This is a genomic window from Arsukibacterium perlucidum DSM 18276 (assembly GCF_000382165.1).
GTDB classification, from domain to species: domain Bacteria; phylum Pseudomonadota; class Gammaproteobacteria; order Enterobacterales; family Alteromonadaceae; genus Alishewanella; species Alishewanella perlucidum.
In genome coordinates this window covers 100,213-119,255 of sequence record NZ_KB907704.1, presented here as the reverse complement: position 1 = coordinate 119,255, position 19,043 = coordinate 100,213, and the positions used below count along the sequence as shown (strand labels likewise).

19 protein-coding genes are annotated in these 19,043 nt (G+C 50.3%); 8 read left to right on the top strand and 11 right to left on the bottom strand.

Translation table 11 applies throughout. From position 1 onward, the window contains the following. Positions 1 to 506: 506 nt before the first annotated feature. The 5 genes from H141_RS0104785 to H141_RS0104765 form a co-directional block, all read right to left on the bottom strand. Positions 507 to 821, bottom strand: coding sequence for a helix-turn-helix transcriptional regulator (locus tag H141_RS0104785; RefSeq protein WP_019675107.1), 315 nt, complete (start codon positions 819 to 821; stop codon positions 507 to 509). Positions 822 to 894: 73 nt separating this feature from the next. Continuing rightward, complete coding sequence (locus tag H141_RS0104780; RefSeq protein WP_019675106.1) at positions 895 to 1,173, bottom strand: hypothetical protein; 279 nt, start codon at positions 1,171 to 1,173, stop codon at positions 895 to 897. A gap of 299 nt (positions 1,174 to 1,472) precedes the next feature. Next, the gene (locus H141_RS0104775; RefSeq protein ID WP_019675105.1) at positions 1,473 to 2,747 is read right to left on the bottom strand and encodes an O-acetylhomoserine aminocarboxypropyltransferase/cysteine synthase family protein; all 1,275 of its coding nucleotides are present in this window, start codon (positions 2,745 to 2,747) and stop codon (positions 1,473 to 1,475) included. A 102-nt stretch (positions 2,748 to 2,849) separates the two neighbouring features. After that, complete coding sequence (gene tmpT, locus H141_RS0104770) at positions 2,850 to 3,488, bottom strand: thiopurine S-methyltransferase (protein WP_019675104.1); 639 nt, start codon at positions 3,486 to 3,488, stop codon at positions 2,850 to 2,852. A 124-nt stretch (positions 3,489 to 3,612) separates the two neighbouring features. Next, the gene (locus H141_RS0104765; RefSeq protein WP_019675103.1) at positions 3,613 to 5,904 is read right to left on the bottom strand and encodes an exonuclease domain-containing protein; all 2,292 of its coding nucleotides are present in this window, start codon (positions 5,902 to 5,904) and stop codon (positions 3,613 to 3,615) included. A 154-nt stretch (positions 5,905 to 6,058) separates the two neighbouring features. Between H141_RS0104765 and H141_RS0104760 the strand changes: the two genes are divergently transcribed. Continuing rightward, a complete protein-coding gene (locus H141_RS0104760) occupies positions 6,059 to 6,238 on the top strand; it encodes a hypothetical protein (RefSeq protein WP_019675102.1) in 180 nt (59 codons plus the stop codon). A gap of 16 nt (positions 6,239 to 6,254) precedes the next feature. On the opposite strand, the gene H141_RS0104755 is transcribed toward H141_RS0104760, so the two are convergent. Continuing rightward, positions 6,255 to 7,076: a M90 family metallopeptidase gene (locus H141_RS0104755; RefSeq protein WP_019675101.1), complete on the bottom strand. Its 822-nt coding sequence runs from the start codon at positions 7,074 to 7,076 to the stop codon at positions 6,255 to 6,257. Positions 7,077 to 7,203: 127 nt separating this feature from the next. Here H141_RS0104755 and H141_RS0104750 point away from each other — a divergent pair, with 127 nt between their 5' ends. Beyond that, the gene (locus H141_RS0104750) at positions 7,204 to 7,677 is read left to right on the top strand and encodes a tellurite resistance TerB family protein (protein WP_019675100.1); all 474 of its coding nucleotides are present in this window, start codon (positions 7,204 to 7,206) and stop codon (positions 7,675 to 7,677) included. A gap of 30 nt (positions 7,678 to 7,707) precedes the next feature. Here the strand turns inward: H141_RS0104750 and H141_RS0104745 are convergent, their stop codons facing one another. From H141_RS0104745 to H141_RS0104735, 3 genes are all read right to left on the bottom strand, one after another. Then, on the bottom strand, positions 7,708 to 8,049 hold the full coding sequence (locus tag H141_RS0104745; RefSeq protein ID WP_019675099.1) for a hypothetical protein: 342 nt from the start codon (positions 8,047 to 8,049) through the stop codon (positions 7,708 to 7,710). A gap of 192 nt (positions 8,050 to 8,241) precedes the next feature. Further along, entirely contained in the window at positions 8,242 to 9,438 is a 1,197-nt protein-coding gene (locus H141_RS0104740) for an ABC transporter permease (protein WP_019675098.1), read from the bottom strand. Then, the gene (locus H141_RS0104735) at positions 9,435 to 10,364 is read right to left on the bottom strand and encodes an ABC transporter ATP-binding protein (RefSeq protein WP_019675097.1); all 930 of its coding nucleotides are present in this window, start codon (positions 10,362 to 10,364) and stop codon (positions 9,435 to 9,437) included. Before H141_RS0104735 ends, H141_RS0104740 begins: the two co-directional genes overlap by 4 nt. A gap of 204 nt (positions 10,365 to 10,568) precedes the next feature. Here H141_RS0104735 and H141_RS0104730 point away from each other — a divergent pair, with 204 nt between their 5' ends. From H141_RS0104730 to H141_RS0104715, 4 genes are read left to right on the top strand one after another with little or no spacing between them, the layout of a single operon-like run. Further along, positions 10,569 to 11,210 carry a methylamine utilization protein gene (locus tag H141_RS0104730; RefSeq protein ID WP_026349233.1) on the top strand — a complete coding sequence of 214 codons (642 nt, stop codon included), beginning with the start codon at positions 10,569 to 10,571 and terminating at the stop codon, positions 11,208 to 11,210. A 7-nt stretch (positions 11,211 to 11,217) separates the two neighbouring features. Continuing rightward, positions 11,218 to 13,533 carry a putative bifunctional diguanylate cyclase/phosphodiesterase gene (locus H141_RS0104725; protein ID WP_019675095.1) on the top strand — a complete coding sequence of 772 codons (2,316 nt, stop codon included), beginning with the start codon at positions 11,218 to 11,220 and terminating at the stop codon, positions 13,531 to 13,533. Further along, positions 13,530 to 14,360: a DUF3034 family protein gene (locus tag H141_RS0104720; RefSeq protein ID WP_019675094.1), complete on the top strand. Its 831-nt coding sequence runs from the start codon at positions 13,530 to 13,532 to the stop codon at positions 14,358 to 14,360. The genes H141_RS0104725 and H141_RS0104720 overlap by 4 nt, the downstream gene beginning before the upstream one ends. After that, the gene (locus tag H141_RS0104715) at positions 14,354 to 14,776 is read left to right on the top strand and encodes a group I truncated hemoglobin (RefSeq protein WP_019675093.1); all 423 of its coding nucleotides are present in this window, start codon (positions 14,354 to 14,356) and stop codon (positions 14,774 to 14,776) included. The genes H141_RS0104720 and H141_RS0104715 overlap by 7 nt, the downstream gene beginning before the upstream one ends. Here the strand turns inward: H141_RS0104715 and H141_RS0104710 are convergent. After that, complete coding sequence (locus tag H141_RS0104710; protein ID WP_019675092.1) at positions 14,763 to 15,005, bottom strand: DUF2798 domain-containing protein; 243 nt, start codon at positions 15,003 to 15,005, stop codon at positions 14,763 to 14,765. The genes H141_RS0104715 and H141_RS0104710 overlap by 14 nt on opposite strands. Before the next feature lie 51 nt (positions 15,006 to 15,056). On the opposite strand from H141_RS0104710, the gene H141_RS0104705 reads away from it, so the two are divergent. After that, a complete protein-coding gene (locus tag H141_RS0104705; RefSeq protein ID WP_019675091.1) occupies positions 15,057 to 16,004 on the top strand; it encodes a D-2-hydroxyacid dehydrogenase in 948 nt (315 codons plus the stop codon). Between the two features lie 55 nt (positions 16,005 to 16,059). Further along, complete coding sequence (locus H141_RS0104700) at positions 16,060 to 18,159, top strand: tetratricopeptide repeat protein (protein WP_019675090.1); 2,100 nt, start codon at positions 16,060 to 16,062, stop codon at positions 18,157 to 18,159. Here the strand turns inward: H141_RS0104700 and H141_RS19855 are convergent. After that, the gene (locus H141_RS19855) at positions 18,124 to 18,972 is read right to left on the bottom strand and encodes a pseudouridine synthase family protein (protein WP_019675089.1); all 849 of its coding nucleotides are present in this window, start codon (positions 18,970 to 18,972) and stop codon (positions 18,124 to 18,126) included. The genes H141_RS0104700 and H141_RS19855 overlap by 36 nt on opposite strands. Positions 18,973 to 19,043: the final 71 nt, after the last annotated feature.

Genomic DNA, 19,043 nt, shown 5'->3' with positions numbered 1-19,043 from the left:
GTTTTAGTAACTTACAACCTGCTTATTTAGGCTCTCGTTGTTTCCCTGCACGTAAACTATCCAGATGTTTGTTGCAGATCAAAAGTGTGTTTAATGAATGCTCTACAGTTTTACTATTAATCTGCTGACAGGCAGCATTTACCGGTAAATACTGATGACATCCCCCCCTGAACCGCAGGCTGCTGACAACAGCACAATGAAACCACCCAGATTACTCTGGCTTAAACTAATTATGCTGCTGGGAATAGCATTGATCATACTTGGCCATTACCTGTGGGTCGGCCTGGACTTGCCGCAGAGCAGGCAGCCGCCAGCGATAAGTAACAGTAACCCGTATATAGACCTACCTATCTGATGTTGGGGCCGTCCCCGATAGAGCTCTCTATGTAAATAGCGCGGTGAGGTCGTCCTTACTTCAAAAGCATGTAAAACCGGCGCAGTTTGGCAAAGTTTGTGGCTAAGCTTAAGCTGCGGTTGCAACCTATTTACTCAGTACACTGCTAAACTCAGGCTACAGACTTGCTTAGATTTTGCGCTACTAAATAGGCTTTATATTGGGCATCTATACGAAAGAACAGCTCAACCGGTGCGTTGTAAACCCGCTTCATTTTGGTAGCCAGCTCAATACTCAGTTCACTTTCGCCGTTAATTAACCGGGTAACAGTAGACTTAGCCACATTTAAATCCCGCGCAGCATCGGCTGCTGTAAGACCTTTGCGCTGCAAAAATCGTTTAACATGGGCACCGGCAGCTTTAGGCGCACCAATAAGGCCAGCTGAACGCAGCTCTTCGGTGGTCATTAATTCAGTTGTGTTTTTCATTGTATATCTTCCCAGGTTAATAACCTCTTGGCTTACTTCTTTACTCAATTTTGTACGCTGAATTTGCTAAAAACTACAGGTACAGCTTTACCTCTATCATCAGTACTTCATCGTCAGCACTTTGTCCGAGCACACCAGCGACAACAAACTGAAAATTCTCCCGAATAGATACACTGAAACAGCTGCCATCAATCAGCATGTCGTCCACTAAAGCTTGCTTGGCTTCCTGCAGTGATTCGGCCATTTCCAGCACCTGAATAACATCTGACACTTCGTCTCTGGCTATTGCTGACAGCTCAGCCAACGCCGCTTGGGTGCTGGCCTCCGTGCCCGGCTTTAACGTCACCAGCAATAGTCACCTCCTTATGCGACTGTTTGTCGGATATCCGTCTATAGTAATAGCAAGTTGCGCAACCCGCAACTCTAACGAGGGGTTATTTTCTAAAGGGAATAGTAATGGGTAAATTAGCTGCAGGTTTTAATTCAGAATAGGGTTGAGATAGCCAGCCCCGAGTTGTTGCTTTTGCCGTTCAACCTACTCTACTCGCTGGCGCAGGTAGGGCGTTAAATTAAGGGCGTCGCGGTTACATGGGCCTGGCATTAACAACTCAAGGGCAGTGGCAAAACAAGTTACCACTTCAACTGGCGTTATCAGGCAGATACAGCAATTAACGCTTGCTGTAAATCAGCCAGTAAGTCATCAATATGCTCAATGCCAATGGATAAACGCACCATATCGGCCGATACCCCTGCCGCAGCCAATTCTGTATCGTTTAGCTGGCGATGGGTTGTTGCAGCAGGAATAGCAGCACAACTTTTAGCATCACCAATATTGACCAGCCGCAGGATAAGCTGCAATGCATCGTAAAAGCGGGCTGCTGCTTCCCGACCGCCATTAATGCCAAAACTAAGAATACCCGATGCCTGCCCCTGCATGTATTTTTGGGCTAAAGCATGGTCTTTATGCTGCGGCAAAGCAGCATATTTCACCCAGCCAATTTGGGGTTGCTGCTCAAGCCAGCTGGCCACCGCCAGAGTGTTTTGATTAACGCGCTCAATACGCAAAGCCAGTGTTTCCAGACCCTGCAATAAGTTCCAGGCAGCCTGCGCACTTAACGCCGCTCCCATATTGCGCAGCGGCACTACCCGGGCGCGGGCAATAAAGGCAGCATCGCCAACATCGCGGGTGTAACTAACACCATGGTAAGAAATATCCGGCTCGTTTAATAACGGAAAACGTTTGGCATGCTGTGCCCAGGGAAACTTACCGGAGTCGACAATCAGGCCACCTATAGTAGTACCATGGCCGCCAATGTATTTGGTCGCCGAATGCACCACTATGTCGGCCCCATGTTCAATAGGCCGCCACAAAAATGGCGTAGCAACAGTGTTATCAACAATTAAAGGCAAACCATGGCGGTGTGCCAGTTCCGCCAGTTTTTCAATATCAACAAGACTGCCAGAGGGGTTACCAATGCTTTCGCAGTATACGGCTCTGGTGCGCGCATCAATCAGCTGTTCTATAGCATGGTAGTCGTCTTTATTGGCAAAGCGCACCTCAATGCCCTGGCGAGGAAATGTATGAGCGAATAAGTTGTAAGTGCCACCATAAAGCTCATTAATTGAAATAATATTATCGCCGGTTTCTGCAATAGTTTGAATGGCATAGGTAATAGCCGCCATGCCGGATGCCACTGCCAGTGCACCAATACCGCCTTCCAGAGCCGCTATGCGCTGCTCCAGTACCTCGCAAGTAGGGTTCATAATGCGGGAATAAATATTGCCGGTCACTTTTAAATCAAACAAGTCTGCCGCGTGCTGGGCACTGTCAAAGCTAAACGAACTGGTTTGGTGAATAGGTACTGCCACCGAATGCTGATTATCGGGCTGGTAGCCATGATGTAGTGCTATGGTTTCTCGTTTCATCGCCAATCCTCCGGAATAAATAGCCTTTTATCAAAGCATAGCCCTGACAACATGTCAATCTATACATCTGGACGTCCAAATGAAAGAAAGTTGCAGAAAAGGTTATTGCTTGCTTAAAAGCCAGGCGCGTTCAGTGGCCTGACACTTTTTCTTTAAGCCGCCCGGTACCTCAAGTTCTGCCAGACAGTTAAGATGATAAACAGCGCTGTACAGTGTATCGATTTCTGCGCTATCAACCGAAAAAGGCGGCCCGGCCAGCATCGCCTGATCATATTCAAAGCAAATAACCAGTTGCGGCGCGCCCTGGCTGATAGTTACCAGGTGCTCTGCGTAGCGTTTGCGCATAGAGTCTGGCAGTGCTACCAACGCTGCCCGGTCATATATGGCGGCAACCGGGCCCAAGCTAACTTGCGACAAATCAAAAATATCACCGACAAATACCTCAAGCTTATCAGCACTGTAATGCTGTAATTTACCCACAGTACTAACGGTCGGTGTCAGCCCCAGCTCAGCAAACAGCTCTGTTACCGCAACTTCACTTAATTCCGCGCCAACTACCCGATAACCGCGCGCTAATAGCCAGTGACTGTCCACACTTTTACCACAGAGTGGCAGAAAAACCCGGGCTTCAGGCGCTATCGCCAGCTGATCGAAACAGCTTACCAGTAATGGGTTAGCCGCTGCCTGATGAAAGGCTATTTCTCTTTTTTGCCACTTTTCCTGCCAGAAATCCGGGTCCACACGCTCTCCTTTTGCTCTGTTGCTAATTGTGCTGCGGTCAGTTAGTTCGACAATACCATGTCGCACAACCCATTTGCCGTCGATATTAGCATTGTTTGCCCTGATTCTTGCACACGCTTTGGCACTAGCTCAGTTGTCGTCGGGCATTAATCATCTTCAGCAACTCAACTGTGGCGGTGGCATCATCCAGGGCGCGGTGGTGGTTGCTGAGTTTAATGTCGAAGTGCTGGCAGAGCTTGCCTAAACTATAGGACTCCAGCCCTGGGTAGTAGCGGCGCATATTAACTACGGTGCATAGCTGCGGCATGGCGAACGGTATATCCAGCCGGGTGAACTCGGCGCGGATAAAGCCGTAATCGAACTTGCTATTATGAGCGACAAATACTGCAGCTTGCAGGAATTCACTTAACTTAGCGGCAATATCAGCAAAAGTTGGCGCGTTGGCAACCATTGCGCTGTTAATGCCAGTTAGGCGGGTGATAAACGACGGAATATAGCGCTGCGGGTTAATTAAGGTGCTAAAGGTATCTAGCACCTCGCCGGCCTGTACTTTTACCGCACCAATTTCGATAACCCTGTCACTGCCTGCCTTACCACCGGTGGTTTCGACATCCAGCACTACATATAAGCGATTGGGGTCGACCATCCACTGCAGTTTTTCAATCCGGGCGTTAAAGCCAGCGTTGTTAAGCGCCAGTAGCCTGGCCAACTGGTGGCGCTGAATTTTATCGCCGGGTGCTTTTACTTCAATAAACTGAAGCTGCTGGTCTTTAATCAGCAATAAATCGGGGTAACCGCTAGAGTGGCGCTTAAAATCCTGCACCATAGCACGCAGGATTGGCGCGAGTGCACTGCTGCCGTCTTCGTTTTGCGGTGCAAAGCTTAATAGCGGCATTAACTGCTCAGCTAACTCGGTATGCCAGTAAAACAAGTTATTAGCTTTACCATAGTGGGTAGTAATAGCTGCCAGTAGCTGACTGGCAGCATTGGGGGCAGTGAGCTGTTGCAGTTTCTGCTCAATCACTTCAGCAAATTGCTGATAAAAGCCGCCGCTGGCCAGGTTGCGGGGCCGGCGTTCAAACGGGTTATGCAGGGCGCTTAGCTGATGCTCAAATAACTCATGCCAGAACCAGAGGCCAAATAGTGCCAGCCACAGGTTATTTTCGCCGTGAAAAACCGTATAACCCTGGGCCTGGTAATGGCCGATTAAGCCCTGCTCGGCCTGGCCCAGATACAGCTCGTCTACCCCGACAATCGGCGCGTCGTGCAATAAGCAGGTAAGTTGCGAGCGCTGTACGCCGCCGCTGGGGTAAAACTTGCGCCGGTAGAAATCTTCGGCAAACAGCCACTCTTCATCACAGCTGGGATCGGCCAGCAGTTGCTGCAAGTAGCTCTGGCAACGGCCGGGATCATTCTGGAGCCCCGCTTGCTCCTGTAACTGATCTTGTGACTGCTCCTGTAAATAGTAAAGACGCGCTAACCGCTCACTGGCCGGAAAGCCATTACTAAGCTGGTAGAAGCTAATGGCTAGATCATTAAGCTTATATTGCTCGGCCAGTTTCCCCAGCAGATAACAGTGCTCGCTGCGCTTTAGTTGCAGCGCTTGATCTTCGCTGCTGTTATCCGCAGCAGCAGGCCAGCTACTAACCTCGTTAAGCCACTGGCTTAACGCCTGCGCTGCACTTTCCGGCTGTTTTTTCAGCTGCTTGCTAAGCTCGATAATTGCCGGTTTGGCTTTGGCCAGCTGGTAGGCCAACAGCGCCTGTGGGGCCTCGGTAAAGCGTGGCTGAAACTGCTGTTTAAACTGGCCGCTTTGCCGGATCCCTAAATCGCGTAAGGTAAACAGTGATAAGTTGGCCTCAATCCGGCCAAAATACAGAAAATATAAATAATTCAGGGCATCCTGGCGCTGCAGCGCGACATAGCGCTGTGGCAGTTTATCGATAAGCGTCAGCCAATCGACCGGCAGCTTTAACGCGGCGCCAAGCAATAACGGCTTGGTCTGGCTTTTTTTTATCGCCATGCTAGCGGTAAGGGCGGCCCAATATGCCGGCGCAAACTCATTTTTAGCCAGTTGCAGTAATTGCCACAGGGTGTCTTTAGTTAGCCGTAGCCAGAAATCGGCTAAGTCGCTGCTGGTCAGTGGCGCCGTAAAACCCCTGGCGGTTAGCTCGGCCAGCACTGGCGCAGCCGGGCCAATTTCAAGGTAGCTAAGCTCAGCGTCACTGAATACCAGGCCTTTGCGGTTGAGCATCCGCACCAGCAATTGCCGGGCGCTTTCATTTAGCGCGCTAAAATCGTTGATAAACAGGCGGCTGTCACTGGTTAATACCGGCTGATAATGCTCGCTGACAAACTGCAGTAACTCGTTAAAGTGCTGCAGGTAATAACCGCTGTCGAGTTCGGGTTGGGCCATAATGCTGCTTTTAGCAAAACTCAGTTAATAATAAAAAAATACCGGCGCCTACTGTAGCCTGTTGCCAGAACTTTTGCAGCCGCTATTGGCCTGAGCCAAAGCCCGGTGGTAAAGTGCAGCCTTAGCACACACCCACTTCCAAGGAATCAATATTATGGGTAACTTACTGACCATTCTGGTGATATTATTTATCAGCCTGTTTGTACTGGTAACCTTACTGGAAAAGTTTGGTAAAAAAACCGAAGAGCAGGATTTAGGCAAGCTGGCCCGCTGGATCTACCCGCTGATGGCGGTGATGCTGGGCGCTTACCTAATTAAATATTTTTTTATGTAATGACTTTCCTGTTCCTCTAGTTCCAACTTAGCGGGTTTAAGCGGTAAAACTGGCTTAATTGCTGGTACAACGCCGGATATTGCGCCTGTAATTGCTCTGGTTGTTCAAAAAACACTTCAGAAATAACCGCAAAAAACTCGGCCGGATTGGTCGCCCCATATCCATCGAGTAAGCCACTGATACCCTGAGCAGTTTGCTGCTGCAGCTGGCCAAAAGCCTGCTGCATTACCGTTGACCATTGCTGATAATCACTGCTGCGGCTAAGCAGCGGTGCACCGGTTGCCATGCCCTTCTCCTGATCCAGTTGATGGGCAAACTCATGGATCACCACATTACGGCCATCATGCGGCTTTGCTGCGCCTTGCAGCGCATCCTGCCAGCTCAGCACGACCTTGCCCTGGCCCCAGGACTCACCACTTAACACCCGCCGCTGTTCAGATACCACCCCGGCGGCATCAGGCGAGGCGCCATGGACAATAAAAGCTGAGGGGTAAATTAAAATCTGCTCGAGCTTAGGGTAATAGTAATCAGGCCGGTTCAGCAGTAGCAAACAGGCCTGGGCGGCAATAGTGACCCGCATATCATCGGTTACCGTAATACCATCACAACCGACAAATTTTTTCTCGGCAATAAATACCTGAATGTGTTTTTTTAGCTGCAGTTGTAAGTCTGTGGGTAAGGCGCGGAAATAGGGCATCCGCTGTTTCAGAATAGTCCGCCAACCGGCCGGAAAAGGCCTGGCAGTGATTTGGCGACGCCGGTATCGACGCCAGGGCGCTTGTCCCAGCACCACGCCGATAATCAGGGCGCCGACAAGTATCACAATCAGGATGGGCAAATTTTGGTATCCTTAAGCTATTGATGCAGCAACGATGCAGAATCACTGAACTGTTTGAATGGGGTTGCGTCTTACCCAAATCAAGCGGCGCCGGGCGCCGTCAGAATAAAGCAAAAGTGGAGCCTCTATGTTTAACTTGTTTAAAAATTTACTGGAAAAATCAAATTCTGACTGGCAAGGCAGTGGCAATACCCATCAGCAATGGCGTGATGCCGGGCTGACCGAACAACAGTATCTGGCAGTCGTGCTAATGCTGCAGTTGTCACATGCCGATTTTAGTTCTGAACAACAGGAACATGATGTCGTGCTGCAATATCTGCAAACCGAATTCCGGTTAACCGCGGCGCGCGCTGAACCGGTTTTTGCTGCGGCCCTGGCCCAGGCGGGCGATGCGACCTGCCTGCATGGTTTTACCAGTAAACTTAAAGACATGCCTTATCCACAGCGGCTGGAACTGTTGGACCAATTATGGAAAGTAGCGTTTGCTGATGGTGAGCTGGAGCCTAATGAAGAAGTGATGCTCAGGAAAATTGCCGATTTGTTGTTTATCCGCCACGGCGATTATATCCAGAGTAAGTTAGCGGCCCAACCAGCCAACTAACTGCTGATTAAGCATCATTAGTTGCTGCGGCTAGCGCTCGTCCTTGTGCAAGACTTCTCCTTCAATTACCCGACTGTCGCGGCCCTGCTGTTGCCGAAAGGCGCTCTGCTGCCCCCCTTGCTGCTCAGCTTGCTCAGCGTGTTGCCTGGCTGCCTCAGTAAAGCGCCGCATTTTTTTGCGGTAACGATAAATGACGAATGGAATAACCAGCCAGCTTAGCAGCAACATAAATAACAATATAGCAGTCGCTATCACCAGCATCACACCCAAAACCAGCCATGCCAGCAAGCGCTGCAGCAAATTGCCACGCTGACGCTGGGAAAACTGTTGCTGCCAGGCGGCAGCCTGCTGACGAAACGAAGAATTAAACATAACCACTCCAAGAAAAACCGGTACCATGATAAAGCAATTAGCCCGGGCTGTCGCCCGCAGCGCTGATAACGGCAGTATAAATAACGAATAACCTGCAAACTTTCAGTACAGCTGCGCCTTTAGGCAGGCACTAAGCCGATTGGTTCAATGCCTGGCCAGTTGTTGCGGCGCTGTGACAACTAATCTGCGTTGTTACTCTGCCTTGTTACTCAGTGCCCAGCCGACAATCTGGCCCCAACTCGGCTCTTTGCCATACATTTGCATGCCGCGCAGAAAGATCCGGCCCGCGAGCCGGCGCATCCACCACACAGCCACCAGCAATAGCAGGAGTGACAGCAAGGGTTGCCACCATGGAAGCTCTACCATTGCCATTTTAACCGGCATCGCAGCAAAAGAGGTTAGTGGCAGCCAGCTTAGTACTGTCATCGCCGTGCCGGTCGGGCTGTCAATCACCAGATAAGTGAAAAGCATTGGCAGCCAGGTAATCATCATCACCGCGCCTTTGCCACTGGTATTAGGGTCGTCTATTGATGCGGCAATCGCTCCCATAAAGCAGGCGCTTAACAACACCCCCAGTAAGGCGAAGGGCACCAGCCACGCCAGCACACCCCAATTTACCCAGCTAAGGTTTACTCCGTTATCTCTTACCACCACACTGACTACAATAAATACCAATAACATTACCAAGGCTGACGTGATCATCGCCTTCATTGCACTTAAGCTGTGGCCCAGCACTTTGCCGTCCATCCATTGTTGCGGGGTAACGATAGCGTATAGTTGTTCAGTTACCCGTTGTTGTTTCTCACCGGTAATACTTAACAATACCTGGCCAAAGGCAGTACTCAACCCGATAAACAATAAAATCAGCACGCCAAGCGCAATCATTTTCTCCGGGGTATCTTTGCCTTTGAAATTTTCATCCAGGTAGGAAAATTCAAGCGTTATTGGTTGTTGTAGCTCAGCCAGCTGGGCCGGCGTTAACTGCAGCTTGGCCGCATATTGCTGGCTGAAATAGCTATTCAGCTCCGTCTCCAGTTGCTGTTGCCATTTTTTAGAGGCCAGAGTATGGAGCACCACTGTCTGCTTATCAGCAGTTGCCGTGCTGAGTGTGACTACACCATGCCAGCTTTCACCGGCTTTCAACTGGGCTAATTGTTCGCTCAGGGCGATGCTAGGCCTCTGAAACTGGAACTGCTCAGTGTTACTGATGCTGAACTCTGCCGGTACGGCTATCCGGTAAACCTCGCGGCTTTCGTCAGTGAAATAGCTCCACAAGGCGACAGCTGCCATAACTGCCATCATCAGCAAATAAGAAATAAGCTGCTGTTTCCATTTAAAAAAGCGCAGAAACTCCCATTTAGCTACAATCAGGCTTTGCTTTGAAATCATGCTTGCTCCCTCAGCTGATGCTGCGCCATGGCCATTAAATAAAGCTGATGTAAATCGGCTGTCTGCATTTCCACCTGGGTCAGCTCCAGTTGATTTACCAGCTGTTTTAGCGTGCCAGACACACTTTGCGTGGCAGTCAGTTTCAGCGCAAAGCGATTGCTATTCAGCAGTTCAATCTCCAGCTCTGGCAACCACTGCTGTAACTGCTCAGCCGTTACGGGCCCGGCGCAGCTGAGTACCATCTGCCGCTGCGGCCCCGCTTGCTGCTGAATATCTGCCAGCGTACCCGCAAGGATCGCCTTACCCTGTGCCATCAACAGCATGTGATCGGCCAGTTTCTCAACCATCGCCATTTGATGGGCACTTAAAATTACCGTCATACCCCGGGCTTTTAATGCCTTAAGAAACCCAACCACTTTTTCCTGATTAATCGGGTCAAGCCCGGAGAACGGCTCATCCAGAATAACCAATGCCGGCTGATGCAACACAGCTGCAATGAGCTGGACTTTTTGCTGATTACCTTTGGATAACTGTTTTAAATCCTCCTGGCGGCGGTCTGTCAGTTCAAACACCTCCAGCCAGTGCGCCATTTCCTGCAATGCTTTTTGCTTACTCAAACCATGTAACTGCGCCAGATAGAGCAGGTTTTTTTCGATGCTCTTGTCCGGATACAAACCGCGGTCTTCCGGCAAATAGCCCAATAACCGCCGCGGCACATGATCGTAATGTTCGTGCTGATGACTCACCAGAATACTGCCGCTGTCGGGTCTGGTCATGCCAACCAGCATCCGGATAATGGATGACTTGCCCGCACCATTGGGCCCCAGTAACGCAAATATATCACCCGAATTTATTTGAAAACTGACCTGACGCACCGCCGCAATATCGCCGTAGTCTTTACTGATAGCGGTAACAATTAATTGCATAGTTTGCTCACTGCCTAATGATCCTGGGGCTAAATTAGCACTGTTGCTCTGCGCCGGCTAACTGCAAATTGTTAGTAAATATGTTGGCGGTTGTTGCTGTTTTATCACCAGCTTGACTATATCAGGCAGCAGTGCAGAATCTATTTGTGGCTGGACCAAGTCCTTGCTATGGTTATCAACATCCTTGGAAAAATTGCGGGTACTATGAAGTTAGCTTTAATCGCCGGCGGACTTGTTTTAGCTTTAATATTACACTCCAGCCAGCTTAGCGCTGCCAGTTTAACTATCAGTATTACCAATCAGCAGCAGCAACCTCTGGCTGATGCTGTAGTGGAACTTCGCTCGCTTAGCATGTCGGATATTAAGCCGCAGCGCATTCAGGTTGCGCAGCAAAAATTAACCTTTGTACCTTTTGTCAGTGCAGTGCCGGCGGGCAGTGAGGTCGATTTCCCCAACCTGGATAAAACCCGGCATCATGTATACTCATTCTCACCGGCCAAGCAGTTTGAAATTCAGCTGTATGCTGATAAACCTGAAGCTCCCATCACTTTTGACACGCCAGGCATCGTCGCGCTTGGTTGTAATATTCATGATTATATGCAGGCCTATATCTATGTCAGTGAAAGCAACCTGGTTGCAGTAAGCAACGAAGCCGGTCAGCTGAAATGGCCGGACATTACCCCCGGCCAGTATCAGCTGCATGTCTGGCATCCCTGGCAACTTGAACCATGGCAAGTGACTACATTAGATCTGGTTATGCCGCTGCAAACGGCTGCTGTTAGTCTGGCAATTGATTTATCACAGCAAAAGCCACAGGCCCCGCAACGTGGTTTTGGCAACAGGTAACCACTGAATGTTGAATTCGCTGCGCAGTAAATGGATTAGCTTATTAGTTGTATTACTCAGTCTGCTGATGCTGCTTACAGGCTATGCTACGTTAAAGTCGATGCGCGCTAACTCGATGCAACAGGCTGAGTTATCACTGGACGTTGCCAGCAAAGTTTTTCAACAAGCGCTGGATAGCAGGGCAGCCCAGTTAACGAATAGTGTCAGCCTGCTGGCAGCAGACTTTGGCTTTCGCCAGGCTATTGCCACCGCAGAACAGGCCACCATTGAATCGGTGTTGCAGAATCACGGCAGCCGGATCAACGCTCAGCTTGCGTTATTGTTAACCCCTGACGGGGAGCTGCTTGCCAGCAGCGCCCGGTTAGACAGCGGCGACATCAGGCAATTAATTCCTGCCACCCAGGGCTCCAGTGCCGTTACTGACATTCTGCTACTTGATGGCCAGGCTTATCAGCTGGTATTAGTGCCGGTAAGAGCTCCGGTAATTATTGCCTGGGTAGGTATGGGCTTTTTAGTAGATGTGCCGCTGGCTGAGCAAATTAAAGGCATCACCGGGCTGGATATCAGTTTTACCCAGCAGGATAGCCGCGCTAACCAACAACTGACCAGCACCCTGCCAGCAGATACCCAACAACGGTTAGTCAATAAACTCGGGGACATCCTGGCTACCCCTGGTGCTACTCATCTGGCCGCCGATTTTAATTATATTACCCGTGGTAAAGCACTCGATAACGAAAAACAGTTGTGGGCATTACTGCATATGCCCGATGACCGCTGGCTAGCCAGTTATCAGCAATTGCGGCACCAGTTGGTAGAGATTTTTGCTTTTGGATTAGTGTTAGCGCTGCTGGCTGCCTTTTTGTTTGCCCGCAGTATCAGCAAGCCATTAAGCCAGCTCAGTCATTTTGCCAAAGCTATTGGCCAGGGCAATGCCGCTGAACCGCCGGCCATCAGCCATGACGAAATTGGTTTACTGACAAGTACCCTGGTCAGCATGCAACAAAGTATTACTGCGCGCGAACAGCAATTGCGCCAGCAAGCCGAACATGATGCTCTTACCGGCCTGTTAAACCGGCATGCGGTAGAGCTGAGGCTGCCCGGCATCTTAAAAACACAACACGGCACTTTATTACAACTTAATATTATTCAATTTAAACATATAAACGATACCCTTGGCCTGGCTAATGGCGATACCCTGTTACAACTGTTGGCACAGCGGTTGGGCCATCATCAGCCTGCCGCCGCTTTTTGCGCCCGCTTAAACGGTGATGAGTTTTTAATGTTGTTTAACCAGAGCCTGAGCGAACAACAGCTGGTTGATTTATATAACAGCCTGCAACCGGCTTACAACATTCAAAACTCGTTAATTAATTTAAAAATTGCGATTGGTATTTACCCGTTTGAACCTGAACAGGGCACTACCAGTGAAGCGCTACGCCGGGTAGATTTAGCGCAGGAGAACGCCAGCCTGGCCGGCGGTGGTATTGCCTTTTATCAAAGTGGCCAGGATGAAACTCATCAGCGTGAGCTGACAATTATCCGCGACTTGCCAAACGCCCTGAACAGTGGCCAGCTGTTCGTGGTTTATCAGCCTAAAGTTGAACTGGCGTCACAGCAATGCCACAGCGCTGAAGCGTTAATTCGCTGGCAGCACCCCCAGCTGGGCTTTATTTCTCCGGTCGATTTTATTGCCACTGCCGAGCACTCAGGCAATATTGGCCTGATCACCCAATGGATGTTACGAACGGTTATTCAACAACTTGCTGCGTGGCAGCATGACTACCCAACCCTGCGCGTTGCCGTTAATTTGTCAGCAGCCGATTTGCTGGACCAGAATTTGCCTGAGCAAATTAAAAACTTACTTGATATAAACCAGGTTCCGGCTACCGCGCTGGCGCTGGAAGTAACCGAAAGCGCAGTAATGCAGGATACCAGCAAAGTTATTGCCAACTTAAACACCTTAAAAGCGATGGCGATTAATCTGGCCATTGATGATTTTGGCACCGGTCAGTCATCTCTGGCGTACTTAAAACAACTGCCGGTTAACGAAATTAAAATTGATCGGGCCTTTGTTAAAGACATAGAAACTAATACTAATGATGCGCTGATCGTTAATGCGACCGTTAAACTTGCCCATGGTCTTGGTTTTAAAGTGACGGCAGAGGGCCTGGAAAACCAGGCAGGCTTAAGCTTTCTAAAAGCTTCAGGTTGTGACACTGTCCAAGGTTATTTTTTCAGCAAGCCATTGGCAGCTAATGATTTCAGCAAATGGCTTACTAATTTTGCTGCGACAACAACACCGACCGCAGAGGTATCGGAATGAATTTACGGCTGCTGCTGATCATCTTTTTTTGCCTGCCGACACTGGCCAGCGCCGGCAGTAAAATTATTGCTACCGGCGGCGCGACAACTGTAGAAGGTAACGCCGGCGGTGGCATTGTGCCCTGGGCGGTAATTAACGGCTATGCCAGCAGTGACGAGTGGTCGGTAACAACCTTTGCTGGCCGGGTGGGCGTTAATGATTTCAGCCTGAACAGTGCCGGCATTGCCCTGAGCCTGGACAATACATGGGAGCTGTCCTATGCCCGCCAGCGTTTCGCGCTGGAATCAATTGGTGGCAGCTTATCGCAGGATATTTTTTCGGTGAAATACCATCTGGCTGGTGAGCTGCTGTATACCGCCATGCCACAGATCAGCCTTGGCATCCAGCATAAGCGTAACTTGGACTTCGCACTGCCCCAAGCGGTCGGCGCGCGCAGCGCCAATGGCACCGATTTCTATCTGGCAGCCAGCAAGCTGCTGTTTAATCAGGTGGCGGGCCGTAATTTGCTGCTCAATGGCACACTGCGGGCCAGCAAAGCAAACCAGACCGGTTTGCTGGGCTTTGGCAGCAGCAACGACAACAGTTACCAATTGCTGTTTGAAGGCTCGGCAGCCGTGCTGTTAAATTACAACCTGGCGCTGGGCATTGAATACAAGCAAAAGCCCGATAATCTGGCCTTTGCCGCTGAACAGCACTGGCGCGATATTTTTATTGCCTGGTTTATAAATAAAAATGTCAGTGTAACCGGCGCTTACGTTGATCTTGGCAACATTGCCGGTCAGGGTTCGCAAACGGGTTATTATCTGGCGCTGGAGGCCACATGGTAAAACGCAGTGGTTTAATCGGTGCCTGCCTGGCACTGCTGCTTGGCTGCAGTACTGCAACCGGGCCCGTTTTGTATCAGCGGTTAGGTGCTGAAGAGGGTATTAATGCTATTGTTGATGGCTTACTGTTTGAAATTGAACATGATGAACGGATTGTCCATCATTTTGCCGACAGCGACATTGGCCGCTTCCGGGCGATGTTGACCGAGCAATTGTGTGATCTGACCGGCGGCCCTTGTCAGTATAGCGGCAGCACCATGCAGCAAAGCCATACCGGATTTAATATCACTCTGGCCGATTATGATGCACTGGTTGAAGGCTTAATAAAAGTGATGCAACGCCAACAAATCAGTATTACTGACCAAAACGCCCTGCTGGCGTTGCTGGCGCCGATGTATAAAGATATCAGTTACCGCTAAGCTCTGCGGGTTTTACCAGCTTCGCGGTCAGGCGCCGGCTCAGTGGCGCAAATACAAATACCAGTGGAAAAGCACAGACATGGGCATAAAGATAAGCACGTAGCCAGGCCGCGACAAAACCGTCAAACCAACCCAAATTTATAAATGTCAGAATAGCCGACATCAGAAACGCCATAAAACCTGACATTATAAAAGCAAAAATAATAGTTTGAAACTTTGCAGGGAACATATGGCCTCCAAAAAACAGGCGCTTATCATAACCAAATAAACAGAGGATTGCATGACCCGAATCGTATTTCTGGATGCCGGCTCGATGGGCGATACCGATTTAACGCCCCTGCAATTGCCCTGCTGTCAGCTGCAGTGTTTTGCCAGTACCCGCCCGGAATTAGTGACAGAGCGTTTATTGCAAGCTGATATCGCTATCGTCAATAAGGTGCAGCTGAGCAGTGCAACCCTGCAGACTTTACCCCAACTTAAACTCATTTGTGTCGCTGCAACCGGGGTTAATAATATTGACCTGACTGCGGCTGCACAGCGCGGTATCACGGTGTGTAATGTCAGAGGTTATGCCGACACCACAGTACCGCAACACGCAATGGCATTATTGTTGGGATTAACCAATCAAATCAGCAATTATCAGCAAACACTGGCCAGGGGTGAATGGAGTCAAAGCCCGCATTTTTGCCTGCATAGCCATCCCTTAGCAGAACTCGCTGGCAAGCATTTCGTCGTGGTAGGTTACGGCGCCCTTGGCCAGGCGACAGCCAGGCTGGCAGCTGCTTTTGGCATGCAGGTAATCATTAGCGAACATGCCGGCAGGCAGCACTGCCGTCAGGGCAGAGTCAGCTTTGAGCAAGCATTACGCCAGGCTGATGTATTATCACTACATTGCCCGTTGACAGCTGACACTCAGCAGTTACTGAACAGCGAAACTATGAGATGGTTGCCAGATGGTGCCATTATTATCAACACAGCTCGCGGCGGCCTGATAGATGAGACAGCACTATTAACTGAACTTAAAGCGGGCCGGCTGGCCGCAGGATTGGATGTGTTAAGCAGTGAGCCACCACCAGCCAGCCATATATTATTGCAGCAGCCAATGCCTAACCTGCTGCTTACCCCCCACATCGGCTGGGCCAGCCCGAGTGCCAGAGCCAGAATGCTGCTGCAGCTGAGCGACAATATAACCGCTTTTCTGGCAGGTACACCCTTGCGGCAGGTGTAGCCTGGCTCTGACATTCAGGCTACACTGGCAGAAAAAAATGAGTCTTTACTAAATTATGCAAATTCGCAGCAATATAATGCTCTGCGGCCTGTTACTCAGTAGCCTGATATTTAGCCATCTTGCCGAAGCTAACGAGTTGGCAGATCGCTTGCGTGTGGCTGCAGAAAACTACGAACAGGTTATCACCGAACAACTTGCCAGCGATCAGCCGCGCGAGTATGCCGACTGGCTGGTATTAGCTCAGGCCTACCTGGGAGCCAATAATAAAGACGCCGCTCTGAAAGCACTGCAGCAAGCCGGCAAGCTGGCCACCAGCAAACTGCAACACGCTTATGTCGCTCTGCTAAGAGCAAAAGTGTACGGCATTTTATTCCGGGACACCCATAATGCCATCAGCTATTTACAGCAAGCCGACACGCTACTGGCTGCAAGTACTAAGGCAGCAGAACGAGAATTGCACAGTGAAGTATTGAATAACTTTGCCCAGGCTCACAACCAACTTGGTGATTTAACCCTGGCCGGAGACTATGCCAGCAAGAGCCTGGCGCTAGCGCTCAGCCTGGAAGATCCGGAAAAGGAGCTGGCGGCCAGGATTATGCTGGGCAGGCTGGCACTGCAGAACAACCGCTTTGAGCAAGCTCAGCAGCAGCTGCAACATGCCATGGTGTTGGCCGATAAACTGGGGGACGCAGACGCCCGCGCCTCAATTCATTTTCGACTGGGTATGGCGTTTCGTAAAGTAGACGAACATGAACCAGCGCTGGAACACCTGCAACAGGCCGCCCGGCTTTACCAGAGCCAGAAGAACCTGTCAGGCTATAGCTATGCGCTGGTTTACATAGCTGAGAGTTATCTTGAAAATCCAGAAGGTATCGCTCAGGCCGAGCAATACCTGCTTGAAGCTCTGGCCGTCAGTGAACAAATTAACAATGTGATGCGCACCGCTATCGTCAAACAAAGCCTGGGACGGGTCAGCAAGTTACAGGGCAATGCTCAGCAGGCTGCCCGTTATTACAACGCAGCGTTACAGCAGTTCCGCCAGATTGGCGCCCAAACTTATGTGCAGGAGAGCTCACTGGCCTTAGCAGAACTAGCAATGTTACAACAACAATTTGCCCAAACTCAGCAGATCTTAGCCGAACTCAGTCCTACCATGGAAAACGCGGCTAATTATCTGCAGGCGCGCTATTACAGCCTTAGTGCACAACTGGCAGAACATCAGCAAGACTGGCAGCAGGCTTATCTGTTTAATCAGCAGGCCAGCAAGTTACATTTCACCGAGCTAACGGCAACAACAGCAGAAAAGCTAAATGAACTTAAAAGCCATCTGAGCCAGAGCAGCGTCCGGCATGATAATCAGGCAGCACTGGAAACACAGCAGCATAAAATGCTCCAGACGCTCAGCCGCTGGCAAATGGCTACTCTGGTATTGGTACTGCTATTTATCAGCGCAGGCTATTTATACTGGCAGCAGCGAGCACGCCATAACCAGCTGCAAACTGTGCGGATGGCGTTTTTATTGTCACACAGCTGGAGCCGCTTCTGTGAGCGGCTGCAGCAGGACGGTCGTACTAAACAACCCTTGCAATTGCTTGCTATTGCTATGCCAGATAGCCAGCAACTAAAACTGAATCTGGGGGAAGAGGTATTGCGCCGGCCGGTACAGGCAATATTGCAAAACCTGTCCAACGTCCAGTTAAGTAGCTGCTGCATCAACAGTGATGTATTGTGGATTGGCTACCGGGCCAGTGCCGCAGACGCTGTAGAATTTTGCCGGCAACTTGAACATGACATTCAGCAGGCATTAGCATCACTTTCTGCCCCGGCTAACCGGGGCCAGCTGGTGAGTATACAACTGGATGTGGCCCAGTTACTCGGGCCGCGCTGGCAGGCACAGGAGCTCACTGCATTGCGTGAAGCATTCTGGTTATGCTGGAAACTGGCAAGTTTGCTGGACGATACCTCTGGCTGCTGGCAATTACAGCTGACTGCTGAACAACCGCGGCCCTGTGAGTGGCATAGCAGTAATCTCCGGCTCGATATGATTAATGCGTTGCAGCTGGGCGCACTGAAGCTGACCTTAAATCAGCAAGTCCTGGCTGCAGATTTAAGTGTGGCGCTAGTTGCCGACCCCGGAGAAACCAGCCAGCAGTAACTCAGTGTTCAAGCTAATCGCCCGTGGATGATGTTGCAGCGGACACTTAAAAGCGATAGCACAAGCCTGTAACGCCAGCCCATTCTGATTCTTGTTATCGTCGCCGTATCGCGGGTCGCCCATTACCGGATGACCAACCTCTGCGAAATGGCGACGAATTTGATGCTTACGACCACTAATTAAGTCAATTTCAAGCCAACTCGTCCCAGATTCCGGATCGTGAGCCAACAGCTTAAACCGGGTAAGACAAGCTTTACCATCCAACGGTATGGCTATCTCAGCGGCAGCAAGCAGATCCGGGGCCAGCTTACCTTTAACTTGCACCAGATAGGTTTTGGTTAGCTGATGAGCTGCAATCAGTTTACTAAAGGCAGCCGCCGCGGCTTTAGTATGAGCAATCAGCACCAGACCACTGGCTTCACGATCCAGCCGGTGCAGCAGAAACACCGGCCGGCTGCCAAAGTGTTGCTCTGCAAATCGCAGCAAGCTCAGATGGTCGCCCCACTCATTGCCCTGAGACAGCATTCCCGCCGGTTTAAACCAGATACTGTAGGCACGGTAGTCAGCAACCAAAATGGCTGCAGGGCAGTTGCGGCTGAGAATATCAGTATCGTAATGCAGTTGCAGCACCTGGCCGGCACTAAGCCCGTATTGCGCCCGGCGTAATCGCTTTACCGGCCGGCTCAGCAGCTGCACAGCGCCTTTGTTCATAGCATCTTTCAGCCGGCCTTTAGTCAGTTCCGGTATTGCGGCAGATAAAATGGCAACTGCCTGACCCGCAGCCTGAACCTCTATCCGGCGTGACAGCTTCATAACTTTACTATTCCTTTACTTACAAGTTCAGCTGAAATTCAGCGCTTTAGACTTTAATAGTAACAAATATC